The 25,726-nt window shown below is 76.4% G+C and carries 24 protein-coding genes and 1 pseudogene; 9 read left to right on the top strand and 16 right to left on the bottom strand.

Annotated features, from left to right (window positions below; all coding sequences use genetic code 11):
* Positions 1 to 170 precede the first annotated feature (170 nt).
* Positions 171 to 890 carry a ThuA domain-containing protein gene (locus CUD01_RS04170; protein ID WP_141318958.1) on the top strand — a complete coding sequence of 240 codons (720 nt, stop codon included), beginning with the start codon at positions 171 to 173 and terminating at the stop codon, positions 888 to 890.
* Between the two features lie 93 nt (positions 891 to 983).
* On the opposite strand, the gene CUD01_RS04165 is transcribed toward CUD01_RS04170, so the two are convergent.
* Entirely contained in the window at positions 984 to 3,293 is a 2,310-nt protein-coding gene (locus CUD01_RS04165) for a sodium-translocating pyrophosphatase (RefSeq protein ID WP_141318956.1), read from the bottom strand.
* Positions 3,294 to 3,570: 277 nt separating this feature from the next.
* Between CUD01_RS04165 and CUD01_RS04160 the strand changes: the two genes are divergently transcribed.
* Together CUD01_RS04160 and CUD01_RS04155 are read left to right on the top strand one after the other, a co-directional pair.
* Positions 3,571 to 4,110, top strand: coding sequence for a sigma-70 family RNA polymerase sigma factor (locus CUD01_RS04160; RefSeq protein WP_141318954.1), 540 nt, complete (start codon positions 3,571 to 3,573; stop codon positions 4,108 to 4,110).
* Positions 4,107 to 5,381, top strand: coding sequence for a hypothetical protein (locus CUD01_RS04155; RefSeq protein ID WP_141318952.1), 1,275 nt, complete (start codon positions 4,107 to 4,109; stop codon positions 5,379 to 5,381). The genes CUD01_RS04160 and CUD01_RS04155 overlap by 4 nt, the downstream gene beginning before the upstream one ends.
* A gap of 84 nt (positions 5,382 to 5,465) precedes the next feature.
* Here CUD01_RS04155 and CUD01_RS16420 read toward each other — a convergent pair whose 3' ends face one another.
* Positions 5,466 to 6,545 (bottom strand): hypothetical protein, encoded by a 1,080-nt coding sequence (locus CUD01_RS16420; protein ID WP_166772187.1) that lies wholly within the window; start codon positions 6,543 to 6,545, stop codon positions 5,466 to 5,468.
* On the bottom strand, positions 6,542 to 7,093 hold the full coding sequence (locus tag CUD01_RS04145; RefSeq protein WP_141318950.1) for an RNA polymerase sigma factor: 552 nt from the start codon (positions 7,091 to 7,093) through the stop codon (positions 6,542 to 6,544). Before CUD01_RS04145 ends, CUD01_RS16420 begins: the two co-directional genes overlap by 4 nt.
* Positions 7,094 to 7,214: 121 nt before the next feature.
* On the opposite strand from CUD01_RS04145, the gene CUD01_RS04140 reads away from it, so the two are divergent.
* Both CUD01_RS04140 and CUD01_RS04135 read left to right on the top strand, forming a co-directional pair.
* Entirely contained in the window at positions 7,215 to 7,799 is a 585-nt protein-coding gene (locus CUD01_RS04140) for an RNA polymerase sigma factor (protein ID WP_141318948.1), read from the top strand.
* Positions 7,796 to 8,566: a hypothetical protein gene (locus CUD01_RS04135; protein ID WP_141318946.1), complete on the top strand. Its 771-nt coding sequence runs from the start codon at positions 7,796 to 7,798 to the stop codon at positions 8,564 to 8,566. Before CUD01_RS04140 ends, CUD01_RS04135 begins: the two co-directional genes overlap by 4 nt.
* On the opposite strand, the gene CUD01_RS04130 is transcribed toward CUD01_RS04135, so the two are convergent.
* From CUD01_RS04130 to CUD01_RS04110, 5 genes are all read right to left on the bottom strand, one after another.
* Positions 8,553 to 9,305, bottom strand: coding sequence for an anaerobic ribonucleoside-triphosphate reductase activating protein (locus CUD01_RS04130; RefSeq protein WP_141318944.1), 753 nt, complete (start codon positions 9,303 to 9,305; stop codon positions 8,553 to 8,555). The genes CUD01_RS04135 and CUD01_RS04130 overlap by 14 nt on opposite strands.
* Positions 9,302 to 11,125: a ribonucleoside triphosphate reductase gene (locus CUD01_RS04125; protein ID WP_094180858.1), complete on the bottom strand. Its 1,824-nt coding sequence runs from the start codon at positions 11,123 to 11,125 to the stop codon at positions 9,302 to 9,304. Before CUD01_RS04125 ends, CUD01_RS04130 begins: the two co-directional genes overlap by 4 nt.
* Positions 11,126 to 11,382: 257 nt before the next feature.
* The gene (locus tag CUD01_RS04120) at positions 11,383 to 12,321 is read right to left on the bottom strand and encodes a 5-oxoprolinase subunit C family protein (protein ID WP_141318942.1); all 939 of its coding nucleotides are present in this window, start codon (positions 12,319 to 12,321) and stop codon (positions 11,383 to 11,385) included.
* Positions 12,318 to 13,052, bottom strand: a complete 735-nt coding sequence (locus tag CUD01_RS04115) for a 5-oxoprolinase subunit B family protein (RefSeq protein ID WP_244937649.1) — start codon at positions 13,050 to 13,052, stop codon at positions 12,318 to 12,320. Before CUD01_RS04115 ends, CUD01_RS04120 begins: the two co-directional genes overlap by 4 nt.
* On the bottom strand, positions 13,049 to 13,795 hold the full coding sequence (locus tag CUD01_RS04110; RefSeq protein ID WP_141318980.1) for a LamB/YcsF family protein: 747 nt from the start codon (positions 13,793 to 13,795) through the stop codon (positions 13,049 to 13,051). The genes CUD01_RS04115 and CUD01_RS04110 overlap by 4 nt, the downstream gene beginning before the upstream one ends.
* 68 nt (positions 13,796 to 13,863) lie before the next feature.
* Here CUD01_RS04110 and CUD01_RS04105 point away from each other — a divergent pair, with 68 nt between their 5' ends.
* Positions 13,864 to 14,424, top strand: coding sequence for a GNAT family N-acetyltransferase (locus tag CUD01_RS04105; protein WP_141318940.1), 561 nt, complete (start codon positions 13,864 to 13,866; stop codon positions 14,422 to 14,424).
* 70 nt (positions 14,425 to 14,494) lie between these two features.
* On the top strand, positions 14,495 to 16,915 hold the full coding sequence (locus CUD01_RS04100; RefSeq protein ID WP_141318938.1) for a DEAD/DEAH box helicase: 2,421 nt from the start codon (positions 14,495 to 14,497) through the stop codon (positions 16,913 to 16,915).
* 36 nt (positions 16,916 to 16,951) lie between these two features.
* Here the strand turns inward: CUD01_RS04100 and CUD01_RS17345 are convergent.
* From CUD01_RS17345 to CUD01_RS04065, 7 genes and pseudogenes are all read right to left on the bottom strand, one after another.
* Positions 16,952 to 17,320, bottom strand: a pseudogene (locus CUD01_RS17345) (hypothetical protein); the annotation flags it as partial.
* On the bottom strand, positions 17,317 to 17,661 hold the full coding sequence (locus CUD01_RS04090; RefSeq protein WP_141318936.1) for a TadE family type IV pilus minor pilin: 345 nt from the start codon (positions 17,659 to 17,661) through the stop codon (positions 17,317 to 17,319). The pseudogene CUD01_RS17345 and the gene CUD01_RS04090, both read right to left, overlap by 4 nt.
* Positions 17,658 to 17,936, bottom strand: coding sequence for a DUF4244 domain-containing protein (locus CUD01_RS04085; protein WP_094180863.1), 279 nt, complete (start codon positions 17,934 to 17,936; stop codon positions 17,658 to 17,660). The genes CUD01_RS04090 and CUD01_RS04085 overlap by 4 nt, the downstream gene beginning before the upstream one ends.
* A gap of 202 nt (positions 17,937 to 18,138) precedes the next feature.
* Positions 18,139 to 18,687 carry a type II secretion system F family protein gene (locus tag CUD01_RS04080; RefSeq protein ID WP_244937648.1) on the bottom strand — a complete coding sequence of 183 codons (549 nt, stop codon included), beginning with the start codon at positions 18,685 to 18,687 and terminating at the stop codon, positions 18,139 to 18,141.
* Positions 18,688 to 18,691: 4 nt separating this feature from the next.
* Positions 18,692 to 19,345: a type II secretion system F family protein gene (locus tag CUD01_RS04075; protein ID WP_141318934.1), complete on the bottom strand. Its 654-nt coding sequence runs from the start codon at positions 19,343 to 19,345 to the stop codon at positions 18,692 to 18,694.
* Entirely contained in the window at positions 19,342 to 20,622 is a 1,281-nt protein-coding gene (locus tag CUD01_RS04070) for a TadA family conjugal transfer-associated ATPase (RefSeq protein WP_141318976.1), read from the bottom strand. The genes CUD01_RS04075 and CUD01_RS04070 overlap by 4 nt, the downstream gene beginning before the upstream one ends.
* 152 nt (positions 20,623 to 20,774) lie before the next feature.
* Positions 20,775 to 21,737, bottom strand: a complete 963-nt coding sequence (locus CUD01_RS04065) for a CpaE-like family protein (protein WP_174773819.1) — start codon at positions 21,735 to 21,737, stop codon at positions 20,775 to 20,777.
* Between the two features lie 279 nt (positions 21,738 to 22,016).
* Between CUD01_RS04065 and CUD01_RS04060 the strand changes: the two genes are divergently transcribed.
* Positions 22,017 to 22,850 (top strand): HAD family hydrolase, encoded by an 834-nt coding sequence (locus CUD01_RS04060; RefSeq protein ID WP_141318932.1) that lies wholly within the window; start codon positions 22,017 to 22,019, stop codon positions 22,848 to 22,850.
* Positions 22,851 to 23,187: 337 nt separating this feature from the next.
* Here the strand turns inward: CUD01_RS04060 and CUD01_RS04055 are convergent, their stop codons facing one another.
* Positions 23,188 to 24,102: a Fic family protein gene (locus tag CUD01_RS04055; protein WP_166772185.1), complete on the bottom strand. Its 915-nt coding sequence runs from the start codon at positions 24,100 to 24,102 to the stop codon at positions 23,188 to 23,190.
* 225 nt (positions 24,103 to 24,327) lie between these two features.
* Between CUD01_RS04055 and CUD01_RS04050 the strand changes: the two genes are divergently transcribed.
* Positions 24,328 to 25,713 carry an NAD-dependent malic enzyme gene (locus CUD01_RS04050; RefSeq protein WP_094180867.1) on the top strand — a complete coding sequence of 462 codons (1,386 nt, stop codon included), beginning with the start codon at positions 24,328 to 24,330 and terminating at the stop codon, positions 25,711 to 25,713.
* The last annotated feature ends 13 nt before the right edge of the window (positions 25,714 to 25,726 follow it).

Below are 25,726 nucleotides of genomic sequence, written 5' to 3'. Positions count from 1 at the left end.
TCCTCGACCCGTCTGCCCCGCCCGCACCTCGACGACCCCGCCCTTCCTCCGGGTATCGGGCGCCGGAGCCGGAGCAACCGCGGGGTCGGTGGTGCGGGGTGCGGGTCCCGGCCGCTCGACGTCCGACGCAGCCGGTGGGCGCCCGGCGGTCGTCGTGGTTGGGTGGGGGCGTGGGACGAGTTCTGGTGCTCGTGGGAGCCGGTCGGTACGCGGACCCGTGGCACGACCACGCCGCACAGGGCGACGAGGTCGCACAGGTCGCGCGGGCGATCGGGCACGAGGTGCGGGTGCGCAGCACCCGGCCGTCGACGTTCGACGACCTCGCGCAGCAGCCCGGTCCGGACGGCGAGCCGTGGCTGCCGGACGTGCTCGTCGTCGCCGCGAGCGGTGACCCCGGCCAGCAGCCCGACGAGGACTCACCCGCCTGGCGGCCGTTCCACGACGCGCGTCACGCGCTCGTCGAGCGCGGCACCGCCGTGCTCGCGCTGCACGCGTCCGCGTGCGTCTTCGCGGACGACCCGCGGTGGGCGGCGACGATCGGCGGGCGCTGGGTCCCCGGCCGGTCCTGGCACCCCGACCAGGGGCCGACGACGTTCCGCGTCGTCGACGACGAGCACCCGGTCACCTGGAGCCTGCGCACCGTCACCGCCGACGACGAGCGGTACGCCGACCTCGCCGTCGACCCCGGCGTCCACGTGCTGGTCGTCGCGGACGTGACGGCCGACGAGGCGGGGACGCACGGGACCGCGGGTGAGCACCCGGTGGTGTGGACCGTGCCGGGCGCGGGCCGGGTGCTGTACGACGCGCTCGGGCACGACGCCCGCTCCATGGCGTCCCCCTCGCGCCGCGCGCTGCTCGCCTCCGAGCTCGCCTGGCTCCTGCACCCCTGACGGTCCCGCACCCGGGTCCACCCCGGGACGTGGGACGAGCGCGGCACCCGAGGGTGCCGCGCTCGTCGAGGAACGGTTCGGTGAGCCGGTGGGTCAGGAGGCCGTGACGACGTCCGGCTCCTCGAGGGCGTGCGCGAGCGCACCCTCGCGGTCCACGCGCGCGGCCCGCAGGCGGCTCGCGATGACCGCACCGAACGCGATGAGCGCCGCGACGACCGCGATCGACAGACGCAGCGCCGTGTTGGCGTCCTCGCCGAACGAGACCACGACGATCGCGGGTGCGATGAGCACCGACACGAGGTTCATGACCTTGATGAGCGGGTTGATCGCGGGGCCGGCGGTGTCCTTGAACGGGTCGCCGACGGTGTCACCGATGACGGCCGCCGCGTGCGCCGGGGAGTTCTTGCCGCCGTGGCGGCCGTCCTCGACGATCTTCTTCGCGTTGTCCCACGCACCGCCCGAGTTCGCGAGGAACACGGCCATGAGCACGCCGCTGCCGATCGCACCCGCGAGGAAGCCCGCCAGCGGGCCGATGCCGAGGCCGAACCCGACCGCGATGGGCGCGAACGCCGCGAGCAGCCCGGGCGTGGCGAGCTCGCGCAGCGAGTCGCGCGTGCAGATGTCGACGACCTTGCCGTACTCGGGCCGGACCTCGCCGGTCATGATGCCCGGGAAGTCGCGGAACTGGCGGCGCACCTCGAACACGATCGCGCCGGCGGCGCGCGTGACGGCGTCGATCGCGAGACCCGAGAACAGGAACACCGTCGCACCGCCGAGGATGACGCCGACGAGCGTCACCGGGCTGATGATGTCGTAGTCCATCATCGCGGCGACCAGGTCGTCGGCCGGCGCGTTCCCGATCTCGGCGATCTTGCTGGCGACGGCGTCGGCGTACGAGCCGAACAGGGCGGTCGCGGCGAGCACCGCGGTGGCGATCGCGATGCCCTTGGTGACGGCCTTGGTGGTGTTGCCGACCGCGTCGAGGTCGGTGAGGATCTGCGCGCCCTCCTCGGAGACGTCGCCCGACATCTCGGCGATGCCCTGCGCGTTGTCCGAGACCGGCCCGAACGTGTCCATCGCGACGATCACGCCGACGGTCGTGAGCAGGCCGCACCCGGCGAGCGCGATGAGGAACAGCGACAGCGCGACGTTGCCGCCCGCGATGAGGAACACGCCGCAGATCGCCGCGCAGATGATGCCCGCGGTGTAGACGGCGGACTCGAACCCGACGCCGATGCCGGACAGCACGACCGTGGCCGCACCCGTGCGGGTCGTCTCGGCGACGTGCAGCGTGGGCTTGCTCGTCGTGCCCGTGAAGTAGCCCGTGACCCACAGGATGACGCCGGCCAGGACGACGCCGATGGCCACCGCCGCGGTCGCGATCAGCCGCGGGTCACCGCCGTGGTCGGTGAGTCCCGCGGTGCCGTCGGTGAACTCCGCGAACGTGGACGGCAGGTACACGAACGCGGCGAGCGCGGCGAGCAGCACGCCCACGACGGCGGACACGTAGAACCCGCGGTTGATGGCGGTGAGCCCGCTCTCGGCGCCGCGCACGCGCGTGATGGCGACGCCCAGCGCCGCGACGAGCGCCCCGACCGCGGTGACGATGAGCGGGAAGACCAGGCCCTGCTCGCCGAACGCGGCGCGGCCGAGGATGAGCGCGGCGACGAGCGTCACGGCGTACGACTCGAACAGGTCGGCCGCCATGCCGGCGCAGTCGCCGACGTTGTCGCCCACGTTGTCCGCGATGGTCGCGGCGTTGCGCGGGTCGTCCTCGGGGATGCCCTGCTCGACCTTCCCGACGAGGTCCGCGCCGACGTCCGCGGCCTTGGTGAAGATGCCGCCGCCGACGCGCATGAACATCGCGAGCAGCGCGGCCCCGAACCCGAAGCCCTCGAGCACGGCGGGCGCGTCACCCTTGTAGATCAGCACGACGGTCGCGGCGCCGAGCAGGCCGAGGCCCACCACGGACATGCCGACGACGCCGCCCGTGCGGAACGCGATGCGCGCACCCTCGGCCCGGCCTCCGGGCAGCGACGCGGCCGCCGCGACGCGCAGGTTCGCGCGCGTGGCCAGCCACATGCCCAGGAAGCCGATGGACGCCGAGAACGCGGCGCCCACCAGGAAGAACAGCGACCGGCCGAGCTTGACGCCCCCGTCGCCCGGAAGCAGGAACAGCAACGCGCACACGACGACCGCGAACAGCGCCAGCGTGCGGAACTGCCGGTTGAGGTACGCGGACGCACCCTCCTGCACCGCCTTGGCGATCTGCTGCATCGACGCCGTGCCCTCGCCGGCCGCCAGGACCTGCCGCCGCAGCACCGCCGCGACGACGAGCGAGGCGACTGCGAGCCCCGCGATGACCCCGACGATCGTCAGGCTCGTGGAACCGAGCTCGACCATGCACCCTCCTCGGACCTCGGGCGCACCCCCTGCACGCCCGCGCGCGCCCGGCCCCGTTGCCGTGCGACCCGCGCAGTCTAGCCACGGGCTCATACCGCTCAGTAACGGACGGATGACCAGGAGTCGACAGACCTTCGTCCCCGGCGTCGGGCCGCGGTACGACGAGTCGGCCCCGCGAGGGTGCACGCTCCGGTACAACGGTTCGCACGGGTTCGTCGTCCTGGCTGATGAGGACGGCGACCGCCGGACTCGTGACCGGACGGACGGACGAGGACACGTGGGCGACGAGGACCTGCTGGCCGTGCTGGCCCGCGAGCGCGGGCGGGCGCTGTTCGGCTACGCCCACCTGCTGACGGGTGACCGGCACGCCGCCGAGGACCTGGTGCAGGAGGCCCTGGTGCGCACGTTCGCGCGGCGTCGCTCGGGCTTCTCGCCCGACGACGCCGAGGCGTACGTGCGCCGCGCGATCCTGTCCGTCTTCCTCGACGACGCGCGTCGTCGGACGCGGTGGGCGGCGGTGCGGCACCTGCTGGGGCGGCACGACGAGCCCGCGCGCGACCCGGCGACCGCCGTGGGTGCGGGCCTGGACGTGCGTTCCGCGCTCGCTGCCCTCGCGCCGCAGGAGCGCGCGGCAGCGGTGCTGCGCTGGTGCGAGGACCTCACGGTCCCGCAGGTCGCGGCCCGGATGGGCCTGGCCGACGGCACCGTGAAGCGGTACCTGTCGACCGCCGGTCACAAGCTCGAGGCGCTGCTCGGCCCGCTCCCGGACGGGACGGACGAGACGGCGCCGCTGACCCCTGGGAGGGCCCGGCCATGACCGAGCACGAGAACCGCAACCCCCTGGCCGACGCGCTGCCGCACGCGGAGCGCTCCCCCGAGGCACTGGCGTACGAGGTGCCCGTGGAGCTGGTCCGCACGCGGGCGCGGCGCCGACGGCGGGCGCGCACGGCGGGTGCGGCGGGTGCCGTCGCGCTCGTCGTCGGCGGCGTCGCGCTCGCCGTGCCGCCGCTGCTGCGCGGCGAGGGGACGACACCCGCGCCGGTCGCCGCGCACGCGTCGGTCGCGGCGCACGCGCCGGCCGAGTGCCGCCGGACCCTCGCCGGTCTGCGTGCGGGTGACGGCATCCGTCCGGGGAGCGGGAACGCGGCGACGGACGACGGGGACTTCTGGCGCGTCACCACGAGCCTCGAGGCCGACGCCGTGCTCAGGCCGAGCGGCGCGTGGCAGGGCCTCGTGCGCGTGGACGTGGACGCACCGACGGCGTCGCTGGTCAGCGCGCCGAAGGGGTGGACGATCGCGGGCACGCTCGTGCTGGTGCAGGACGCCGCCGTGGTCGCGGTGCTCGACGGGTGGCAGGACATGTCGCTGCAGCAGGCCACGCAGGTCGCGGTCGACGTCCAGCCCCAGCCGTTCCCGCTCGACACCGAGATCGACTCGACGTTCGTCTCGTGCGCCACCGGCGAGCCCGCCGAGCTCGCACCGGGTGACTACGAGCTCGTCGCGACCCGCACGCTGGGCTGGTCGCAGGGGGACTCCACGACCGAGTGGGTCGCCCGCGCGACGAGCGAGCCGCTCGCGGTCACGGTGGCCGACGACGACGCTCCTCCCGCACCGACCGGCCCGGCGACGTGCGGGGCGAGCGACGACGAGCTGCGGGACCTCGCGGACCCGCGGACCAACCCCGCACCGTCCCGCCTGTCGGCACCCGGTGCCCCGACGACCGCGCGCGCCGGTGAGCGGCTCGTCGTGCAGGTCATGCTCACGAACGACGGGCCCGAGCGTCTCGACGCGACCGCGAGCACACCGACGCTCGTCGTGGTGCAGGACGGCCGCGTCGTGGGCGGGCTCGACGCGGTCGAGTCCGTGGGGCACGTCGTGTCGCTCGACCCCGGGGGGTCCCTGTGGCTCGAGGCGGGCGCGCGGCTGCTCGGCTGCTCGGCTGACGGCAGCGCCGGGCCCGCGCTCGACCCCGGCGAGTACGAGGTGTGGGCGGTCACGGACGTCATCCCGGACCGCGCCGGGGGAGGTCCGGACCCGGCCTCGGCGTGGGACGTCGCGGGGGGCCCGTGGCGGGTCGTCGTCCGCTGACCGGTCCGCAGGCCGTGCGGCAGGACCTGCACCGTCACGGTCCGCCGCACGCGTGAGGGCGACGGGAACGTCCACCCAGAGGGCTCACCCGGCCGAGGCGGCCGGGTGAGCCCCCGTCGCGAGCAGCACGTCGCCCGTGAAGCCCGCGCACGAGGCGGGCAGCGTGCCGCCCTCGGCACGCACCCGCGCGGCCGGCACGCGCATCCCCTCGAGGCGCACCGCGTCGCCGAGGCGCAGCGGCTCGCTCTGCGCGCTCGGCACCCAGGTCAGCGCACCGGTCGCACCGTCCCAGAGCCACCCGTGGTCCACGCCGAGGAGCACGTCCGGGGCCACGGCGAGGCAGCCGTCGACCACCATGAGCCGCCCCTCGACCGCGGGACCGGCCGGCAGCCCGTCGACGGGCTCGACGCGGAGCCCGCTCGTGTCGAGCGCCGCGACCGGCAGCGTGCCCGAGCCGTCGACGATCGCGGGGCCCGCCTGCGGGTCGCTCGGGGACCACAGTCCACCGTCGAAGTCCGCGCACGACGCGGGCACGTCGCGCTGCGCCGCGCGGGACTGCGCCGCGGGCGCCTCACCGCCGCCGAGCAGGAACGTGTCGCCCAGCTCGAACGTGCGGCCCGTGCCGCGGTGCAGCAGCACGCCGTCCTGCCACAGCCAGCTGCTCGGGTCGACGACGAGCAGCGTGCGCGGGCCCACCGCGAGGCAGCCGTCGACGACCTGCAGGTGCGCGACCCGGAGCGCCTCCATGCCACCGTCGGTGTGCATGGTCCACGCGCCGACCGTCCACGTCGGCTCGGGCTCCGGCGCGGCCGGCTGAGGGCGGACGTCGCCCGACCGGCCGACGAGCACCGCCGCCGCCCCCGCGACGACGAGCGCGGCCGCAGCCGCGAGCGCGACCACCCGCCACGGACCGGTGAGCCCCGGGAGGCCGGGCGCGCCGGGCGCCGAGCGGCGCACACGCACGGGGCGCACAGGCACGGGGCCCACGGGCAGGGGGCGCACGGGCACCGGGCCCGCGAGGTCCGCCGCAGGGGCGGCGCCCGCCGGGTCCGGCTCGGGCACCGGGAGCGTGAGCGGCCCGGGGTGTGCGCTCAGCAGCGCGTCCGCCTCGTCGTCGACGCGCGCGCGGAACGCGACCGCGAGCTCGTGCTCGGTGATGCTCATCGTGGCTCCCTCGGTCCCGGACGGTCCTGCCGGCCGCGGCGTGCGGTCTCGGTCACCGAGAGCCGGCGCAGCGCGTGGTGCGCGGTCACGCGCACGGTGGACCGCGTGATGCCGAGCACCTCGGCGATCGCGCGGTCGTCGAGGTCCTCGACGTACCTCAGGGTGAGCACCGCGCGGGCCCGGGGCGGCAGGCCGGCGATCATCGACACGGCGGCGTCCACCGACTCGAGGTGCGCGATCTCGTCGGGCGCGACGGGCTCACGCCGCCGGGCCCCCACGACCTCCACCTCGGTGCCGCGCACCTGGTCGAGGTAGAGCCGCACCAGCATGGTCCGCGCGTACGCGAACGGGCTGCGCGCGGTGCGCACCTTGTCCCAGTGCCGCAGGAGCCGCACCGCGGTGTCCTGCACGAGGTCCTCGGCACCCGCGGGCTCGCGCGTCAGGCCGAGCGCGACGCGCACGAGGGCCCGCCGGTGCTCGGCGAGGAACCGGGCGACCTCGTCGTGCACGGGCGCGACCGGTGGTCGCGTGAGCGCGTCGCTGTCCATACCCAGGAGACTGCCGCAGGACGCCCCGCTGTTTAGCCGATCTGCGACCCGACCCCAACCGACCCGACCGCCCGTCCGTCCTGTGGGGTGAGAGGGTCGGACGACGAGAGGTGACGGGGCCGTGGCATGGCAGAGCGTGCTGGACGAGCTGGTCCGCGACCGCGGGCCCGCGCTGCTCGGGCACGCGTACCTGCTGACCGGTGACGTGCGGGACGCCGAGGACCTGGTGCAGGACGCGCTGGTCAAGGTGTTCTCGGGACGTCGGCGCGCGGACGAGGTCGGCTCCGCCGAGGCGTACGTCCGACGAGCGATGCACACGATCTTCGTCGACGGGTTCCGCCGGCGGCGGCACTGGGCGACCATCCGGCACCTGACCGCGTCACGCGAGACGAGCCCGCCGGACGGCCCGCACGCACCACCCGAGCTGGTGGTCGGCAACCGCCTCGCGCTGGCGCAGGCGCTCGCGACCCTCACCCCGCGCGAGCGGGCGTGCGTCGTCCTGCACCACGTCGAGGACCTGCCCGTCGGCGAGATCGCCGAGGTCCTGGGCCTGTCGACCGGGACCGTCAAGCGCTACCTGTCCGACGGCCGCGCGGCGCTGCGCACCCACCTCGAACCCGCGTCGGACGCGTCGCCCGCGTCCGACGCACCACCCGAGCCGCCGATCCTCGAACGGATCGCCGTCCACGCCAGGAGGACCCGATGAGCCGCACCCACCACACCCCCGCGCACGCACCCGGCGACCCGCTGGGCGAGCTGCTCACCGACCTGGCGGACGCCGCGGGATCGGCCCGCGGCCCGCTCGACGGCGCGCTCGTCGGACGGGTCACGTCCCGCGTGCGCCGCCGCCGTGCGGCACGCCGCGCCGGCACGACGATCGCGGCCGCGGGTGCGGTCGGCGCGGTCACGTTCGGCGCGTCGCACGTGGGCGGGCTCGGGGGCGCGCGCGTGACGCCCGGTGCGAGCGGACCGGACGCGACGCGCGCCACGGCCCAGCCGAGCACCGCGTTCGTCGGCACCGCGGAGCCCGGCGCCGGCACCTCGCCGTCCGACCGGCCGGCCCCGTGGGCAAGCGTGTTCGACTGCGGGCTGCCCGTGCGGCTCGGCACCCCGCCCGAGGCCCGGGGCCTCACGCTCGAGGCCGCGCCCGCCAGCACCGTGTCCGTCGGGGTGCGGGACGGGCAGCGGGTCACGGCGCAGGTCCCGCGGACCGTGACGTACGCGCTCGTCGAGCACGGCGTCGTCGTCGGCTACCTGTGGCCGGACGAGGACGGGACGGTCCGGCTCGAGGGGGCGAGCGACACGTGGGTCCAGCTCGACCAGGCCGTGCACCTCGTCGCGTGCGACGCCGACGAGCCCACCGGCCTGGTCGAGGCGTGGCCGGTCGTCGCGGCCGACGTGAGCGAGACGACCGCCGGCGCACCCGGGCAGGCCGTGCTCGTCGGCGAGCCCCGTCAGGTCAGCGTGCCCTGACGCGCGCGAGCGCGGCGCGGTACTCGCTCGTCGTCCCGTCCGGGCGCACTTCCTGCAGGACGTGGTCCCCCACCCCCAGGGCGTGCAGCGTCGCGGTCAGGCCGCGCACGTCGTCGTCGGACAGCACCGTCGGGTCCACGGTGGTGCGGACCTGCACGTCGACGCCCGAGTCCAGCACCAGGCGCAGGCTCGCGAACGCCTGGTCCGCCGCGGTGGTCTCACCGCCCGCGCGGACGACCGCGCGGTACAGGTCCCGCGGCGCCTTCACGTCGAAGCCCACCCAGTCGACCAGCGGCAGCAGTGCCTCGAGCCGGCGCGGGTAGGCGCCGCCGGTGTGCAGGCCGACGCCGAAGCCCGCGGCGCGGACCTCGCGCATCGCGTCCGCGAGCGCGGGCTGCCGGGTGGGCTCGCCGCCGGAGAACACGACGGCGTCGAGCAGGCCGGCACGGCGGGCGAGCAGGTCACGCACGTCGCGCCACGGCACCTGGCCGGGCGCGCGCGGGTCGAGGATCGCGTGGTTGTGGCAGTACGTGCACCGCCACGGGCAGCCCTGCAGGAACACCGTCGCGACGAGCCGCCCGGGCCAGTCGCACGACGACATCGGGGTGAGACCCGCGATCACCAGGTCCCCCGCGCACGTCGCGCGGCGCTCCCGCGAGGGGACCGGGACGGCGGACGCCGCCCCCACGCCCGGCAGCCCGAGCGTGAGGGGCGGCTGCCCGCTGGTCGAGAGGGTCACGCCAGCGCCGCCACGGACTCGCGGAAGTGCGTGCGCTCGGCGTGCTCGCCCTTCTTGCCCACGTTGAACGACGAGACGGGCCGGTGGTAGCCCATGACGCGCGTCCACACCTCGCACTCCTGCATGCGTCCGGCGTCCGCGCACTTCGGGCACTCGAGGTGCTCGCCCGCGAGGTACCCGTGGTTCGGGCAGATCGAGAACGTGGGCGTCACCGTCAGGTACGGCAGCCGGAACCGGGACAGCGAGCGGCGGACCAGTTCGCGTGCGGCGTCCGGCGTCGACAGACGCTCCGACATGTACAGGTGCAGCACCGTGCCGCCCGTGTACTTCGTCTGCAGCTCGTCCTGCCGCGAGAGCGCCTCGAACGGGTCGTCCGTGAAGCCCACCGGGAGCTGCGAGGAGTTGGTGTAGTACGGGTTGGCGTCCGTCCCCGCCTGCAGGATCCCGGGGAAGCGCGCCCGGTCCTCCTTGGCGAAGCGGTACGTCGTGCCCTCGGCCGGCGTCGCCTCGAGGTTGTACAGGTGGCCCGTCTCCTCCTGGAACTGGACCATCCGGCGCCGCACGTGGTCCAGCAGCCACACGGCCATCTGGTGACCGCGCGGGTCGGTGATGTCGTACTCGTCGCCCGAGAAGTTGCGGATCATCTCGTTGAGGCCGTTGACGCCGATCGTCGAGAAGTGGTTGTCGAGGTTCGCCAGGTAGCGCTTGGTGTACGGGAACAGGCCCTGCTCGATGAGCCGGCCGATCACGTCGCGCTTGAGCTCGAGGCTCGTGCGGGCCAGGTCCAGCAGCTCGTCGAGCCGGACCAGCAGCCCCGCCTCGTCGCCCGGGTACACGTACCCCAGGCGCGCGCAGTTCACCGTGACCACACCGATCGAGCCCGTCTGCTCGGCCGAGCCGAACAGCCCGTTGCCGCGCTTGAGCAGCTCACGCAGGTCCAGCTGCAGGCGGCAGCACATCGACCGCACGTCCCCGGGCTTCATCTCCGAGTTGATGAAGTTCTGGAAGTACGGCAGGCCGTACTTCGCGGTCATCGTGAACAGCGCGTCCGCGTTGGCGCTGTGCCAGTCGAAGTCCTGCGTGATGTTGTACGTCGGGATCGGGAACGTGAACACGCGGCCCGTGGCGTCGCCCTCCGTCATGATCTCGATGTACGCGCGGTTGATGACGTCCATCTCCGGCTGCAGGTCGCCGTACGTGAAGTCGCACGGCTCGTCGCCGACCATCGGCACCTGGTCCTTGAGGTCGTCCGGGCACACCCAGTCGAACGTCAGGTTGGTGAACGGCGTCTGCGTGCCCCAGCGGCTGGGCACGTTGAGGTTGTAGACGAGCTCCTGGATGCCCTGCTTGACCTGCTCGTACGTCAGCTCGTCGGTGCGCACGTACGGCGCCATGTACGTGTCGAAGCTCGAGAACGCCTGCGCGCCCGCCCACTCGTTCTGCATCGTGCCGAGGAAGTTGACGATCTGGCCGATCGCCGCCGAGAAGTGCTTCGCGGGACGCGCGTCGACCTTGCCCGGGATGCCGCCCAGGCCCTCCTGCAGGAGCGTGCGCAGGCTCCAGCCGGCGCAGTAGCCGGACAGCATGTCGAGGTCGTGGATGTGCAGGTCGCCCTCGCGGTGCGCCTGCCCGACCTGCGCCGGGTAGACCTCCGAGAGCCAGTAGTTCGCGACGACCTTGCCCGCGGTGTTCAGGATCAGGCCGCCGAGGCTGTAGCCCTGGTTGGCGTTGGCGTTGACGCGCCAGTCGCTGCGGTCCAGGTACTCGTCGATCGAGGACGCGACGTCGACGGTGACGGGCGTGGCGGCGGGCTCGGGCATGGTGTGCGCTCCTTGGGGTTCAGGTTCCAGCATCTCGCCGCGATCACCAGATGTAGTGGTTCGTTGGTCCGCGGCTCACAAGATGTGGGCATTTCTATGACCGCCGCCCCGTCGCGACTGGGACGTTGGTCCCGCCCCGCGGCGACCCGGCCGGTGGTGCGCGCGCACCCGCCGCCAACTCGCGGCGTGTCGCTGCGGACATTCATCCGAACGCCCTCGGCGTGTCGCCGCCGGCCCCGCGCGTCGAGCCGTCCGGGTCAGAGCGCGAGACGCAGCACGAGCTGGACCGCGTCGCCCGGCCGCACCTGCGCGAGCACGTCCACGTCCCCCGCGTGCAGCACCGCGACCACCGGGTACCCGCCCGTCACCGGGTGGTCCACCCCGAACACCACCGGACGCCCGTCGGGTGGGACCTGCACCGCACCCGGCACCAGACCGACCGGGGCGAGCTCACGTCCGACGAAGCCGCGCGCACGGGCCAGCGGCGGCCCGTCCAACCGGACCGCGACACGGTCGGACTCCGGCAGCACGCCATAACCCTCCGGCGCGCACAGGACCCCCGGCCAGCGCGGGTCGAACCAGTGCGCGTGCGGGCCGGGCTCGACCCGGAGCACCACCGGGCCCTCGTCGGGCCGCACGTGCGGGCGCGCGCCCGGCGTGCCCGTGCCGGCTGTGGCCATGCCGCCCGTGCCCGTGCCGTCGGTGCTCAGCGCGCCCGCGGGGGCGCCCACGGGCAGCACGTCGCCCGCGGCGAGCGGGGCCGGCCCGAGGCCGCCCAGCCGGTCGCTCGCGCGCGAGCCCAGCACGGGCTCCACCGCCACGCCGCCGCCCACCGCCACGTACGTCCGCAGACCCCGCTCGGGCCGGCCGAGCACGAGCTCCGCACCGTCCCGCAGCAGCAGGTCCGGGCCCACCGGGCGCCCGTCGACCCGCACGTCCACGACCGCGCCGCCGACGGACACGCGCACGTCACCGACCGCACGCACGCGCAGACCGCCCAGCAGCACCTCGAGCCCCGCCGCGTCGTCGTCGTTGCCGACCCGACGGTTCGCGGCGCGCAGCGCACCCGCGTCCGCCGCGCCCGACCGGCCCACCCCCACGTGCGCCCAGCCCGGACGCCCACGGTCCTGCACGAGCGTCAGCAGCCCGGGGTCGAGGACCTCGAGCGCGGCACGGCGCCCACCGGCGGGACTCATCGCGCCTCGAACCGCACCGGCGTGCCCGGGGTGAGCAGCGCCGGCTCGTCGCGGTGCACGTCGAACAGCACCGTCGCGCACGTGCCCAGCAGCCGCCACCCGCCCGGCGTCGCCGCCGGGTACACCGCGGCGAACCGGTCCGCCACCGCGACCGCCCCCGCGGGCACGCGCTCGCGCGGCGTCGCGCGGCGCGGCACGTGCAGCACCGGGTCGAGCCCGACGAGGTACGCGAAGCCCGGCATGAAACCGCCGAACGCGACCGTGTACGTCACCGCCGTATGGCGCGCGACCACGTCCTCGACCGTGCGTCCCGTCAGCTCCGCGACCTCCGCCAGGTCGGGCCCGTCGTACGTCACCGGCAGCACGACGAGCGCGCCGGGCGGAGCGACGCCCGCAGACGCCGGACCATCGCTCGCGGCCGAGCCGGGCACCCGGCCCTCGTCGGGCGCGTCGTCCGCCCGGGACGCGTCGGCCAGCACCGCGCGCACCCGCGCGGCGACCGCGCGCAGGTCCGTGCCGGGCCGGACGCGGACCAGGACGGACTCGGCGGCCGGCACCTGGTCCTCGACGAGCGCGAGCAGCTCGTCGTGCCGGCGCGCGGCGCGCAGCGCGTCGTCGGCGCGGCGTACGTGGGCCAGGTCCGCCAGCTCGACGAGCAGCGCGGCCGCCCCGAACCGCACGACGCGCGTCGGACCCGGGCCGGGCGCGACCTCGCTCACCTGCTCGCTCACGTGAAGGACCGCACCGCGACACCCGCGGCGGTCAGCGCCGCACGGACCTGGTGCGCGAGCGCGAGCGCACCCGGCGTGTCCGAGTGCACGCACACCGTCTCGACGTCGAGCGCGACGTCGACGCCCTCGACCGCGCGCACCACGCCCCGGGTGGCGATCCGCACGACCCGCTCGGCGACCTGTGCCGCGTCCGTGACGAGCGCACCCTCCCGCCCACGCGGCACGAGCGTGCCGTCCGCGCGGTACCCGCGGTCGGCGAACGCCTCCGTGACCGTCCGCACCCCGCGCCGACGCGCCGCCTCGAGCACCGCCGCGCCGGGCAGCCCCACCACCGGGAGGTCGCGCGTCGCGTCGAGCACCGCCACGGCCTGCGCCTCGTGGTGCACCAGCGCGTTGTACAACGCCCCGTGCGGCTTGACGTACGCGACCCGCGCGCCCTGCGCCGCAGCCACCCCGACGACGAGCGCCAGCTGCGCCGCCACCTGTGCACGGAGCTCGTCGGGCGGGACGTCGACGAACCGCCGGCCGAACGACGCGCGGTCCGCGTACGAGACGTGCGCGCCGAGCACCACCCCGCGCGACGCCGCGACGCGCGCGACGGCCGCCACCGTGCGCTCGTCACCCGCGTGCCCGCCGCACGCCAGGTTCGCGCTCGTGACGACGCCCAGCAGCGCCTCGTCGACGCCCACGACGCCGGGCTCCCACACGTCGTAGCCTTCGCCCAGGTCGCAGTTGAGGTCCACGGCACCACCCTGCCACCGCGCCGTGCCCGACGACCGCCGCCGTCCCCCCGTCCGGCCGAGGGAGCACGATGACCGCGCACGACCCCGCCACCCCGAGCTCCGCCGCCACGGACCCCGCCGCCAGGGGCCCCGCCCAGCGCGACGAGGTCGCGGTCCGCGCCGCGCGCGACGCCGACGTCGCGGGAGTCTGCGCGTTCGGCGAGGCGCACGTGCGGCCGCACTACGCGCCGCTGATCGGCGTGGCGGCCGCCGACGAGCAGGTACGACGCTGGTGGAACCCGCCGTACGTGCAGGCGGCGGTCGCCGCCGGCGACGTCGTCGTCGCCGAGCAGGGCGGTCGCGTCGTGGGCGTGGCGCAGCACGGCCGGGCCGGGCCCGACCACGTGGTCTACAAGCTCTACGTCGCACCGGACCTGCGCGGGAGCCGGCTCGGCCCCCGGCTCCTCGCCGCGCTCGTCGACCGGCTCCCGGCGGACGTCGACCGGCTGCTCGTCGAGCACGTCGCCGCCAACCGCCGCGCCGCCGCGTTCTACGAGCGCGAGGGGTTCGTGCTGGACCGCGTCGACCCGCGCCCGAGCGGTGACCCCGCGCTCGCCACCGTGTGGCGCGTGCGGAGCCTGCGCGGGTGAGCCTCGGCGTGCCCACGTGCCGCCGTCGACCCCGTCCGGAGCACACCTGCGCGGGTGCGAGCATGGTCGCGTGGAGTCCGACGAGCTGCTCGACGTGCTGCTCGCCGGCGGACGACGAGCCGACCGCGCGACCCACGTGCGCCACCTGCCGGCCCGCGCAGGCGAACGCGGGTCGTGGCCCACGTGGGCGGACCCGGACCTCGTGCGCGGCTACCGCGCGCTCGGCGTCGAGGCGCCGTGGCGGCACCAGGTGCAGGCGGCCGAGGCCGCGTGGGCCGGTCGGCACACCGTCCTGGCGACCTCGACCGGGTCCGGCAAGTCCCTGGCCTACTGGCTGCCCGCACTCAGCGCGGTGCGCGGCCGCGCCGCGGAGGCGTCGCTGGACCCGGGCCGCATCGAGTCCGCCCGGCGCCGCGCGGGCGTGCTGTACCTGTGCCCGACGAAGGCGCTCGCGGCCGACCAGCTCGCGGCCGTCGAGCGGCTCCTGGCCGCCGCGCAGGTCCGTGACGTGCGTGTGGCGACCTGCGACGGTGACACCTCGCCCGACGAGCGGCGCTGGGTCCGCGACCATGCCGACGTCGTCCTGACGAACCCCGACTTCCTGCACTTCTCGTTCCTGCCGCAGCACGAGCGCTGGTCCCGCCTGCTCGCGTCGCTGCGCTACGTGGTGCTCGACGAGTGCCACGCGTTCCGCGGGGTGTTCGGCGCGCACGTCGCGCTGGTCCTGCGACGCCTGCGCCGGCTCGCCGCCGCGTACGGCGCCACGCCGACGTTCGTCCTCGCGTCCGCGACGACCGCCGACCCCGAGCAGAGCGCCGCGCGGCTCCTGGGCGTCGCGCCCGCCGAGGTCGAGGCCGTCACGGTCGACGCGTCGCCCGCCGGACGCAAGACCGTCGTGCTGTGGCAGCCCCCCGAGCTGCCCGGTCACGGGTCCGACGCGCACACGCCGTGGGCGTCCCTGCTGCCCGACGAGGACCCCTGGGCGACCCCGGGCGAGCCCGAGGACCGCCCCCGGCGCACGGCGACGGCCGAGGTCGCGGACCTGCTCGCGGACCTCGTCGCGCACGGCGGGCGCACGCTCGCGTTCACGCGCTCGCGCCGTGCCGCGGAGTCGGTCGCCACCACGACGCGCGAGCACGTGGGGGCCGTCGACCCCGCGCTGCGCGGCACGGTCCAGGCGTACCGCGGCGGCTACCTGCCCGAGGAGCGACGTGCGCTCGAGCAGGCCATCCGCACCGGGTCGCTGCGCGCGCTCGCGACCACCAACGCGCTCGAGCTGGGCGTCGACATCTCCGGCCTGGACGCCGTGCTCATCGCGGGCTGGCCCGGCACGCGGGTGTCGTTCTGGCAGCAGGCGGGCCGCGCCGGACGGGCGGGGGCCGACGGGGTCGTCGTCCTGGTCGCGCGCGAGGACCCGCTCGACACCTACCTGGTGCACCACCCCGAGGCCGCACTCGACGCCCCCGTCGAGGCCACCGCGTTCGACCCGACCAACCCGTACGTGCTCGCGCCTCACCTGTGCGCCGCCGCGGCCGAGCGCCCCGTGCGCACCGACGAGCTCGACCTGTTCGGCGAGCGTGCCGCAGCAGTGCTCGACGACCTCGTCGCGCACGGCGTGCTGCGTCGCCGCCCGTCCGGGTGGTACTGGACGCACGCCGAGCCCGCGTCGCGCCTGACCGACCTGCGCGGCTCGGGCGGCAACCCGGTGCGCGTGGTCGAGTCGGAGACCGGCCGCGTGCTCGGCACGGTCGACGCCGCGTCCGCCGACGCGACGCTGCACCCCGGCGCGGTCTACGTGCACCAGGGCGCGACGTTCGTCGTGGACGACCTGCACCACGCCGACGACGTCGCGCTCGTCACCCGGCGGGACGTCGACTACGGGACCTGGGCGCGCTGGCTCACCACCACCGCGGTGGTCGACGTCGTCGACGAGCGCCGGTGGGGCCCGGTCACCTGGCACCTCGGGACCGTCGACGTCACGTCGCAGGTGCTCGGGTTCCAGCGCAAGCACCTGCCGGACCTGGCGGTGCTCGGCTACGAGGACCTCGAGCTGCCGGCCCGCACGCTGCGCACCTCGTCGGTCTGGTGGACCGTGCCCGCGTCCGTGCTGGAGGAGGCTGTCGTGACGCTCGAGGCGCTGCCCGGCGCCCTGCACGCCGCCGAGCACGCCTCCATCGGGCTGCTCCCCCTGCTCGCCACGTGCGACCGGTGGGACCTGGGCGGCCTGTCGACCGCCCTGCACCCGGACACGGGCGAGGCGACGGTCTTCGTCCACGACGCCCACCCCGGCGGCGCGGGGTTCGCCGAGCGCGGCTTCCACCTGGGCGCCACGTGGCTGCGCGCGACGCGCGACGCCATCTCCTCCTGCCCGTGCGCCACCGGTTGTCCCGCGTGCGTGCAGTCCCCCAAGTGCGGCAACGGGAACCACCCGCTCGACAAGGCCGCCGCCCTGCGCCTGCTCGACGCGGTCCTCGCCCACGCCACCGGCTGACCGCGACTGCGTGCGCGCCGCTCGCGGTCCGGCACGGGCGTGCGCACGGACCGACGAGCCGACGGCCCGCGCCTGCACGTCCACCGTCACGATCCCGCCGGCGCCGAGCGCGCACGCCACCAGCTCGACCCCGTTGCGCCCGGCGGCCTGCTCGGCGTGCGCGCACGCGCTCGCGGCGTCCGCACCGCGCTGGGCCCGGGTCGCGGCTGCGAGCGCCGCGAGGTCCGCCCCCGCCTGCGCCCGCCCGCGGGCCGCGTGCGCGGCCACCACCGTGGCGACCGCGCCGCAGCCGAGCAGCGCCGCGAGCGCGACCGCGAGCATCAGGGCCGTCCCCGCACCGCGCTCGTCGCGCCGACCGGTGCGCGCGTGCCGCGGCCCGCGGTCCCCGGACGGTTCGAGGCTCACGGCTCCTCCCAGGCGGTCGCCGCGCCCCGGACGGTCAGGGCCTCACCCAGCCCGGCGACGGGGAACGCCGACGCCACCGACACCGTGACCCAGCCGTCGTCGCGCGCGAGGTCGACCCGGGCGGCGTCTCCCGCGACGTGACGCGCACCCGCGACGGCCGTCGCGTCGTCCTCCCCGAGCGCCGCGAGCCGGGCCGCGGTGCGCGCCGCCTCCGCACAGCGCTGCTGCACCACGCCCGCCGCGCTCACGCCCAGCACCACGAGCAGCAGGACGGCCACCGCGGGCAGGCCGACCGCGAGCTCCGCCGTCACCGCCCCGCGGTCGGCCTGCCCGCGCCTCACAGGGACAACGCCTGCTTGACGATCCCGCTGAGCAGCCCGCGCACCTCGTTGCTCTTGAGGATCACGACGAGCAGCCCCGCGAAGCCGACCGCGGCGAGCGTCGCGATCGCGTACTCCGCGGTCGCCATGCCGGCGTCCCGGGTCCCGGCCGCGAGCCTGCGCGCGACGCGCTGCGGGACCCAGCCCGGCGCGCGTCGCTGCCCGTCGCCGCGGTCGTCGCGCGCACCCTCGTCGGGCGTGGTGCGCGGGCGCTGCGCGAGTGCCGTGCCGTCCATCGAGCACCTCCTGTCTGCCGGCTCGCGCCGGCGTCGGTCGTCCGCCGGCCCGTCGGGCACGGTCGGTGGGCGGTGGTCGCCCGGCCGGTCGGACCCGGCCGCGGCCAGCGTCGTGCGCCCGCCGCGCGGGTGCCGGCGTGCTCGGCGCATCTGGGGACGGGCCGCCCCGGTCGGCGGGCTGTGGTCGGGTGGAGGGCAGGCGTCACGGGAGCACTCCGTCGAGCAGCCCGGCGCCGAGTCCCATGACGAGCGGCACCAGGCCGAGCAGGGCGAACGCGGGCAGGAAGCACAACCCGAGGGGCAGCACCAGGTGCACCCCGAGCGAGGCGCCCGCCGTCCGGGCACGACGACGACGGTCGCGCCGCACCGCAGCCGCCCGGGCGCGCGCCGCCGGCCCCGGCGCGGCACCGTTCGCCCACGCCTGCTCGAGGCAGTCGCGCACGTCGTGGACCTCCGGCGGCGCGTCCGCCCACGCCGCGGCCCAGGACGCCCCGAGCACGAGCGCGGCACCGGCGGCGTCGACCGCACGGCCCGCACCCCCGCCCGCCGCGGCACCCACCGCCCGCAGCGCGCGCGGCAGCGACGCACCCGACGCCACCGCCGCGTCGACGAGCTCGAGCAGCAGCACCGGGTCGACGGGTGGCGCGGCCCGCTCGACCGCGACGCGCGCGGCTCCTCCCGGCACACCCGGGCTCCGGCGCGCCACGACCCACGGGGTCACCACGAGCAGGGCGCCCACGGCCGCGAGCACGACGTCAGCCCCCGCCGCGCGCAGCCCGGGCGACGAGACGCCGCGTCCATCCCCGCCCGACGAGCAGGAGCACGACCCCCGCGACGCCCGCCACGCTCCCCAGGCCACCGCCCAGCAGCACCGCGAGCGGGTCGGCACCCAGCAGCGCACCGAGACCCACACCCAGCACCGGCAACCACCCCAGGACCCGCGCCGTCGCGCGCGGGCCGGCGAGCGCCGCCTCGACGTCGTCGCGCTCGGCCGCGTCGGCCGCGAGCGAGTCGCTCACGTGCAGCAGCATCGCGGCCAGCGGCGCACCGAGCTCGTGCGCGGTGCGTGCGGCCGCGACCACGGCCGCAGCCCGCTCGACGAGCCGCTCGTCGTCGCGCCGGCCCAGCCGACCGCGGCGCCCGCACGCGGCGACCAGCGCGGCGAGCTCAGGCACGTCGCCGTCGACGGGGCGGCCGAGCGCCGACGCCCACGCGGCACCGGGCGGACGACCCGCACGCAGCTGCGCACCGACCGCCACCAGCACGTCCTCGAGGTCCCGGCCCGGGCCGGGGGCGTCACCGCGTGGCGACGGGTCAGGCGCGGACGTCCGCAGGAGCGCCCGGCGCGGCCCGACTCCCGCGACCACCAGGACCGCGGCCGCGCTCGACATCCCCACGACCACGCTCACGGGGCGCGCCCGGCCGGCGCGAGCGCGACGGGCCGCGCGAGCGCAGCGGGCGGCGCGAGCGCGACGGGCGGCCCGCCGCGGTCACCGGCGTCCGCGTCGTCGGCCGGCCCGATGCGCGCGCCGAGCCCGATGCGCGCCGCGAGCCGTGGCCAGCCGGGACCGCGGCGCACACCACCGGCCTCGTCCACCTCGACTGCCGTGCGCACGTCCAGCCCGTCGGACGAGCGCCCGACGACGGCCACCTCCGCGAGCATCCGCCGCGTCCGCCCCGGCCCGGTCCGGCGCAGGTGCAGCACCGCGTCGAACGCCGCCGACGCCTGCGCGGCGGTCGCCTCGCGGCCGAGCCCCGCGAGCGCGGCCAGTGCCTCGAGCCGGGCCGGCACGTCGGCAGCCGCGTTGGCGTGCACGGTCGCGCAACCGCCGTCGTGGCCGGTGTTGAGGGCGGCCATCACCTCGCGCACCTCGGCGCCGCGGCATTCGCCCAGCACGATCCGGTCGGGCCGCATGCGCAGCGACTGGCGCACGAGCTCGGCGAGGTCCACCCGGCCGACGCCCTCGACGTTCGCCCGGCGCGCGAGCAGCCGCACGACGTGCGGGTGCTGCGGCGCGAGCTCGCCGGACTCCTCGATCACGACGATCCGCTCGTCGTGCCCCGCCCAGGCGAGCAGCGCGGCCAGCAGCGTCGTCTTCCCGGCGCCCGTGGCCCCGGAGACGAGGAGGTTGGCGCGCGACTCGACCAGGGCGTGCAGCACGCCGACGAGACCGGGCGCGACCGTCCCGACGCGCACGAGCTCGGGCATGGACAGCGTGCGCTGCCGCACCACGCGCAGGCTCAGCAGCGTGCACCCGCCCGCGACCGGGGGCAGCACCGCGTGCAGGCGCGTGCCGTCGGGCAGGCGTGCGTCGACCGTGGGCGCCCCGTCGTCGAGCCGTTGCCCGCCGGCGGCGGCGAGCCGCACCGCGAGCGCGCGCACGTCGTCGTGCGCCCCGAGGTCGACGTCGGTGCGGGTGAGGCGCCCGTCGAGCTCGACCCACACGTCCCGCGGGCCGTTGACGAGCACGTCGCTGACCCTCGGGTCGTCGAGGAACGGCTGCAGCGGCCCGGCACCGAGGATCGCGGCGCGCACGGCCTGCACCGCCGTGGGCAGCGCTGCCGAGCCGAGCACCGTCCCGCGTTCACGCGCGACCTGCTCGACGGCGCGGGCGAGCTCGTGGTCGCCCGGCGTGGTGCCACGCAGCCGCTCGCGCACGGCGTCGACCAGCTCGCCGGCGAGCACCGGGGACCCGGCCGGCGGGAGCCCACCGACCCCGGGTCCACCGCCCGCGCGCCCACCGACCCCGCGCGCATCGGTCGTGAGCGCACCGGTCGTGAGCGCACCGGTCGTGAGCCCACCGGCCGCCAGGGCACCGGTCGCGTGCGCACCGCCGCTCACCAGGGCCCTCGCACGACGGCCGCGGGCTCGTCGCGCACCGCGACCGGGCTGCCGGGCGACGGCGCGTCCCGCACGACCGCGCGGGCGACGCGCGCGGCGGCCCGCGCCACGGCGCCGGTGAGCGGCACACCACCTCGCTCGGTCGCCGCGGCGGTCCGCCGGTCGACCCCGAGGCGGGCCAGGACCGGCAGGTCGACGGCGTGCGCGAGCTCGTCGGACCCCAGCCCTCCGGGCGACGGCCCGGTCGTCACCAACCCGACGAGCGCACCGTGCGCGACGAGCGTCCCGCGCAGCGCGAGGAGCCCGGCGGCGGACCGCAGATCGCGCGGCGCGACGACGACGACCGCGTCGCAGACGGGCGCGAACGAGTCACCGGTGACGACGCCGACTCGTTCGAGGTCGAGCACGACGACCCCGCACACGCCGCCGAGCGCGTGCAGCACGTCGGCCAGCACGCCGGCGTCCGGCAGCCCCGGCCGGTGCCGGTCCGCGGAGAGCACGGCGCACGGACCCCAGCGCGGCAGCAGGGCGAGCACCTGGGCACCGTCGACGTCGCCGCGCGCCGAGGTCAGGTCGGGCCAGCGCACACCGTCGCTGTCCTCGAGCGCGAGCAGCACGTCGACCCCCGCCGAGCAGCGGTCGAGGTCGACGAGCGCGGTGGCGGTCCGCCGCGCGAAGCGCGCCGCGAGCGCGGCCGCGAACGTCGACGCCCCGGCTCCCCCACGCGCCCCCACGACGCCGACGACGAGCGCGCGGCCACGCTCCGTGCGCGCCCCGACCGGGGTGGGCCAGGCGGGCGGTGCGGCGAGCGCGGGCGTCGTGGGACGCGGCGACGGCGCGCCCCACGCCGCCGCCGCGCCGTCCGGACCACGAGGCGGGACGGCGACCGGCGCGTCGAGCACCGGGCGGGGGGTGCCGCCGTCCCGACCGCGCCATGTCGCTCCAGGGAGCTCCGTCACCGTCCACCTCCGTCACGTCCCGGACGACGTCGACGCTGCCGCACGCCGCGCACGGCCGAAGCACGGAGGGCGCCGGCTGTGGACGGACGGTGCGCGTCGGGGGGCTGGGGTCGGGTGGCGGACCGGAGCCGAACGCGGGTGCGGTGTGGGCGGCCCTCGCTACGCTCGCGGGGTCCAACTCGATCGACGAGCGCCTCCGGCGGGCGCATCCGACGAGCGCATCCGACGAGACAGCCCGACGAGACCGGCCGACGAGACAGCCCGACGAGAGGAGTGCGGATGTCCGACGACGCCCCCGCGCACCGCTCCGCGCCCGGCGCGCACCGGGGGTCGCACCCGCGCTCCGCCGCGTTCTTCGACCTCGACAAGACGATCATCGCGACGTCGTCGGCCACCGCGTTCTCGCGCGGCTTCCTCGCCGAGGGGCTGCTCACCCGCCGGAACGTGCTGCGCACGGCGGTCGCGCAGCTCCTCTACCTCATGGGTGGCGCGGACGCCGCCCAGACCGAGCGCCTGCGCGCGAGCCTGTCGCGCACGGTCACCGGCTGGCCCACCGAGCAGGTCTCGCAGATCGTCGCCGAGACGCTGCACGAGGCGATCGACCCGACGGTCTACGCCGAGGCGGTGGACCTCATCGCGGAGCACCACGCGGCCGGCCGTGACGTCGTGATCGTCTCCGCGTCAGGCAGCGAGATCGTCGAGCCGATCGCGGCGGTGCTGGGCGCGGACCACGTCGTCGCGACGCGCATGCAGGTGGTCGACGGCCGGTACACCGGCGAGATCGACTTCTACGCGTACGGCGAGAACAAGGCCCGGGCGATCCGCGATCTCGCGGGCACGCACGGCTACGACCTGGCGGAGTGCTTCGCGTACTCGGACTCGATCACGGACGCACCGATGCTGGGGACCGTCGGGCACGGGTTCGCCGTGAACCCGGACCGGGCGCTGCGCCGGCTCGCGGCGGAGTCCGGGTGGGGCGTGCTGACGTTCCGTCGGCCCGTGCCGCTGTTCGCGTTCGACCGCGAGGCCCGTGTCGCGAGCGCGGTCGTCGTCGGGGCGGCGGTCGCGGGCGTGGTGGCCTGGTGGTGGTGGCGCCGCACGCGTCCGAGATGACCGGTTCGCGCGGATCAAGGTCCGTATGCCGGACGTGAGTCTTGCCATCCGGCGACTGGCTCGTCGCTGACCTGCGGCGACGCGCGTCCCACTACCGCCGCGGCGGGAACCGGCGTATCACAGTGAGCACAACTGCAGAGCCGCGAAGGCACCCACGCGCAGGTGTTGCCCACCTTCGGGCAGGTCGACCGGGCTGGTCCCGTTGCGAACCATTCGAGTGCACGCATGATCACCCTCGCGGCAGCAGCTCCGACGACGGCGTCCTCCGGGACGCCGTCGTCTTGCGTCCACACGACGAGAGCGCTGACGTCAGAGCGGTGACGTCAGCGCGGTGATGTCACTGCGGTGGGGTCAGGCGGCCCGCGAGGACGGCGTCCGCCACCTGGCGCGCCTGCGCAGCACCCGCGACCACGGCGTCGGCGTACGTGCCGAACCAGGCAGCGACGCGCTGCGGCTCACCGGTCGCATAGCCGGCGACCGCGGCGACGTACTGCTGCGGCGCCGCGGCCCAGACGACCTCGGGCAGCACGGAACCGGTCGGGTCGAGCCCGCCGGTCGTGGCGAGCGCGCGCGCGACGGCCCGCGCGACCAGCCCGTTGCCCGCGACGAACGGCCGGACCGCGAGCACCTCGGCGTGCACGAGCGCGGCGACGACGAGCGCGGGGGCCTGCGTGGTCGCGATCGTGCGGGCCAGCAGGTCGACCCGGGCGGCGACCTCGCGGCCGGTGGGTGCGCGGCCGAGGCCGCGCTGGTCGAGGGCGGGCTCGTCGGTGCGCAGGCGCCCGAGCTGCTCGACGGGCAGCCAGCCCGCACCGACGAGCGTGTGCGCGCGCGCCAGGAGCTGCGGCAGCGGTGGCAGCGCGGCGGCCTGCTGCGCGCCCAGGTCGGGCACGAGCGCGTCGACGAACGAGGCTCCGCGCAGGGCCCCGACGAGCACGGCCTCGGCGCCCGCCTCGCGCGCCGGCCCGCCGGTGCCCCCGCGCGCCGAGGCGTCGGTGTCCGAGCGCGCCGAGGCGTCGGTGTGCCCGAGCGCCGTGCCGCCCGTCGCGAGGGAGCGCACCAGCTCGAGCGGCAGCCGGGCGCCCTCGAGCGCCGCACTGGCGTGCGCGGCACGCAGCCCGGCCTCGGCGCGCACCTCGCGCCACCGCCGCCGGTACGCCTCGTGCCATCGCAGCTCGGCGCACGCGGAGCGTGCTCGTCCGACGGCGTCGGCCGTCACGTCGACCCACCCGGCCAGCGCATCCTGCGTCACCGCTCGAACCTACCGGCCCCCCCACACCACCGGCCCCACACCGCCCCCGCCCCGGTCCGCGAGGTCGCGAGTCTGCCGGTACGTCGCGCGGATGACCGCGCGACTGACCGAGAGACGCACGACCCCGCGAGGGATCCGCGACTTCACGGCAAGGGGGGTGGGTGCGGGCGGCGGGGTGGGGGCGCTCGGCGCGACGGGGGGCGTGGGCGGCGACAGACTGGCGCCATGGTCGGGCCGAGCGTGTCGTCGTCCATCACCGCGCGCCTGCACGTCGCCGCGCGGCCCACCGCGGTCAGCGAGCTGACGACGGCGATCGAGCAGGCGGGCGGCATCGTCACGGCGCTGGACGTGACCGCCTCGGGGCACGAGCAGATGCAGGTGGACGTCACGTGCGCGACCCTCGGCGAGGAGCACGCGCAGCAGATCGTCGCCGCGCTCGGCGCGCTCACCGGGGTGGCGGTCGACCGGGTCTCGGACCGCACGTTCCTGCTGCACCTGGGCGGCAAGCTCGAGATCACGTCCAAGGTGCCGCTGCGCAACCGCGACGACCTGTCGATGGCGTACACGCCGGGCGTCGCGCGCGTGTGCGAGGCGATCGCGGCCCGCCCGGAGGACGCACGCCGCCTCACGATCAAGCGCAACACCATCGCGGTCGTCACGGACGGCACGGCGGTGCTCGGGCTCGGGGACATCGGCCCGCTGGCGGCGCTGCCGGTGATGGAGGGCAAGGCGGTGCTGTTCAAGCGGTTCGCGGACATCGACGCGTTCCCGATCGCCCTCGACACCACGGACGTGGACCAGATCGTCGAGGCGGTGTGCGCGATCGCGCCGGTGTTCGCGGGCATCAACCTGGAGGACATCAGCGCGCCGCGCTGCTTCGAGGTCGAGCGCCGGCTGCGGGAGCGGCTGGACATCCCGGTGTTCCACGACGACCAGCACGGCACGGCGATCGTCGTGGTCGCGGCGCTGACGAACGCGCTCCAGGTGGTGGGCAAGCGGATCGAGGACGTGCGGATCGTGCTCTCGGGTGCGGGTGCGGCCGGCACCGCGGTGCTCAAGCTGCTGCTCGCGGCGGGGGCCGACGACGTCGTGGTGGCGGACGTGGACGGCGTCGTGCACCCCGACCGGCCGGGCCTGACGCCGCAGCTGCGGTGGACGGCGGCGGCGACGAACCCGCGCGGCGTCTCCGGGACGATCGGGGACGCGCTCGTCGGCGCGGACGTGTTCATCGGGGTGTCGGCGCCGGACGTGATCACGGGCTACGAGGTGTCCCGCATGGCGGGCGACGCGATCGTGTTCGCGCTCGCCAACCCGCGCCCGGAGGTCGACCCGGACGACGCCGCGCAGTACGCCGCGGTCGTCGGCACGGGCCGCTCGGACTTCGCGAACCAGATCAACAACGTGCTCGCGTTCCCGGGCGTGTTCCGCGGTCTGCTCGACGCGCAGGGCCACCGCATCACGGACGCGATGCTGCTCGCGGCCGCGGGCGCGCTCGCCGCGGTGGTCCGGCCGGACGAGCTGAACCCGACCTACATCGTCCCGAGCGTCTTCAACCCGGAGGTGACGACGCGCGTGGCGGCCGCGGTCGCGGCGGCGGCCCGGGGCGACTGACCGAAGGGCGAGC

The sequence above is a fragment of the Cellulomonas uda genome (assembly GCF_006538705.1).
Lineage (GTDB): Bacteria > Actinomycetota > Actinomycetes > Actinomycetales > Cellulomonadaceae > Cellulomonas > Cellulomonas uda.
This window is presented reverse-complemented; position numbering and strand designations above follow the sequence as displayed.

Excerpts from the sequence above, each read along its gene's own strand:
- CUD01_RS04165 (WP_141318956.1), bottom strand. The coding sequence starts at position 3,293 with ATGGTCGAGCTCGGTTCCACGAGCCTGACGATCGTCGGGGTCATCGCG.
- CUD01_RS04155 (WP_141318952.1), top strand. The coding sequence starts at position 4,107 with ATGACCGAGCACGAGAACCGCAACCCCCTGGCCGACGCGCTGCCGCAC.
- CUD01_RS16420 (WP_166772187.1), bottom strand. The coding sequence starts at position 6,545 with ATGAGCATCACCGAGCACGAGCTCGCGGTCGCGTTCCGCGCGCGCGTC.
- CUD01_RS04145 (WP_141318950.1), bottom strand. The coding sequence starts at position 7,093 with ATGGACAGCGACGCGCTCACGCGACCACCGGTCGCGCCCGTGCACGAC.
- CUD01_RS04135 (WP_141318946.1), top strand. The coding sequence starts at position 7,796 with ATGAGCCGCACCCACCACACCCCCGCGCACGCACCCGGCGACCCGCTG.
- CUD01_RS04125 (WP_094180858.1), bottom strand. The coding sequence starts at position 11,125 with ATGCCCGAGCCCGCCGCCACGCCCGTCACCGTCGACGTCGCGTCCTCG.
- CUD01_RS04120 (WP_141318942.1), bottom strand. The coding sequence starts at position 12,321 with ATGAGTCCCGCCGGTGGGCGCCGTGCCGCGCTCGAGGTCCTCGACCCC.
- CUD01_RS04105 (WP_141318940.1), top strand. The coding sequence starts at position 13,864 with ATGACCGCGCACGACCCCGCCACCCCGAGCTCCGCCGCCACGGACCCC.
- CUD01_RS04085 (WP_094180863.1), bottom strand. The coding sequence starts at position 17,936 with ATGGACGGCACGGCACTCGCGCAGCGCCCGCGCACCACGCCCGACGAG.
- CUD01_RS04060 (WP_141318932.1), top strand. The coding sequence starts at position 22,017 with ATGTCCGACGACGCCCCCGCGCACCGCTCCGCGCCCGGCGCGCACCGG.
- CUD01_RS04050 (WP_094180867.1), top strand. The coding sequence starts at position 24,328 with ATGGTCGGGCCGAGCGTGTCGTCGTCCATCACCGCGCGCCTGCACGTC.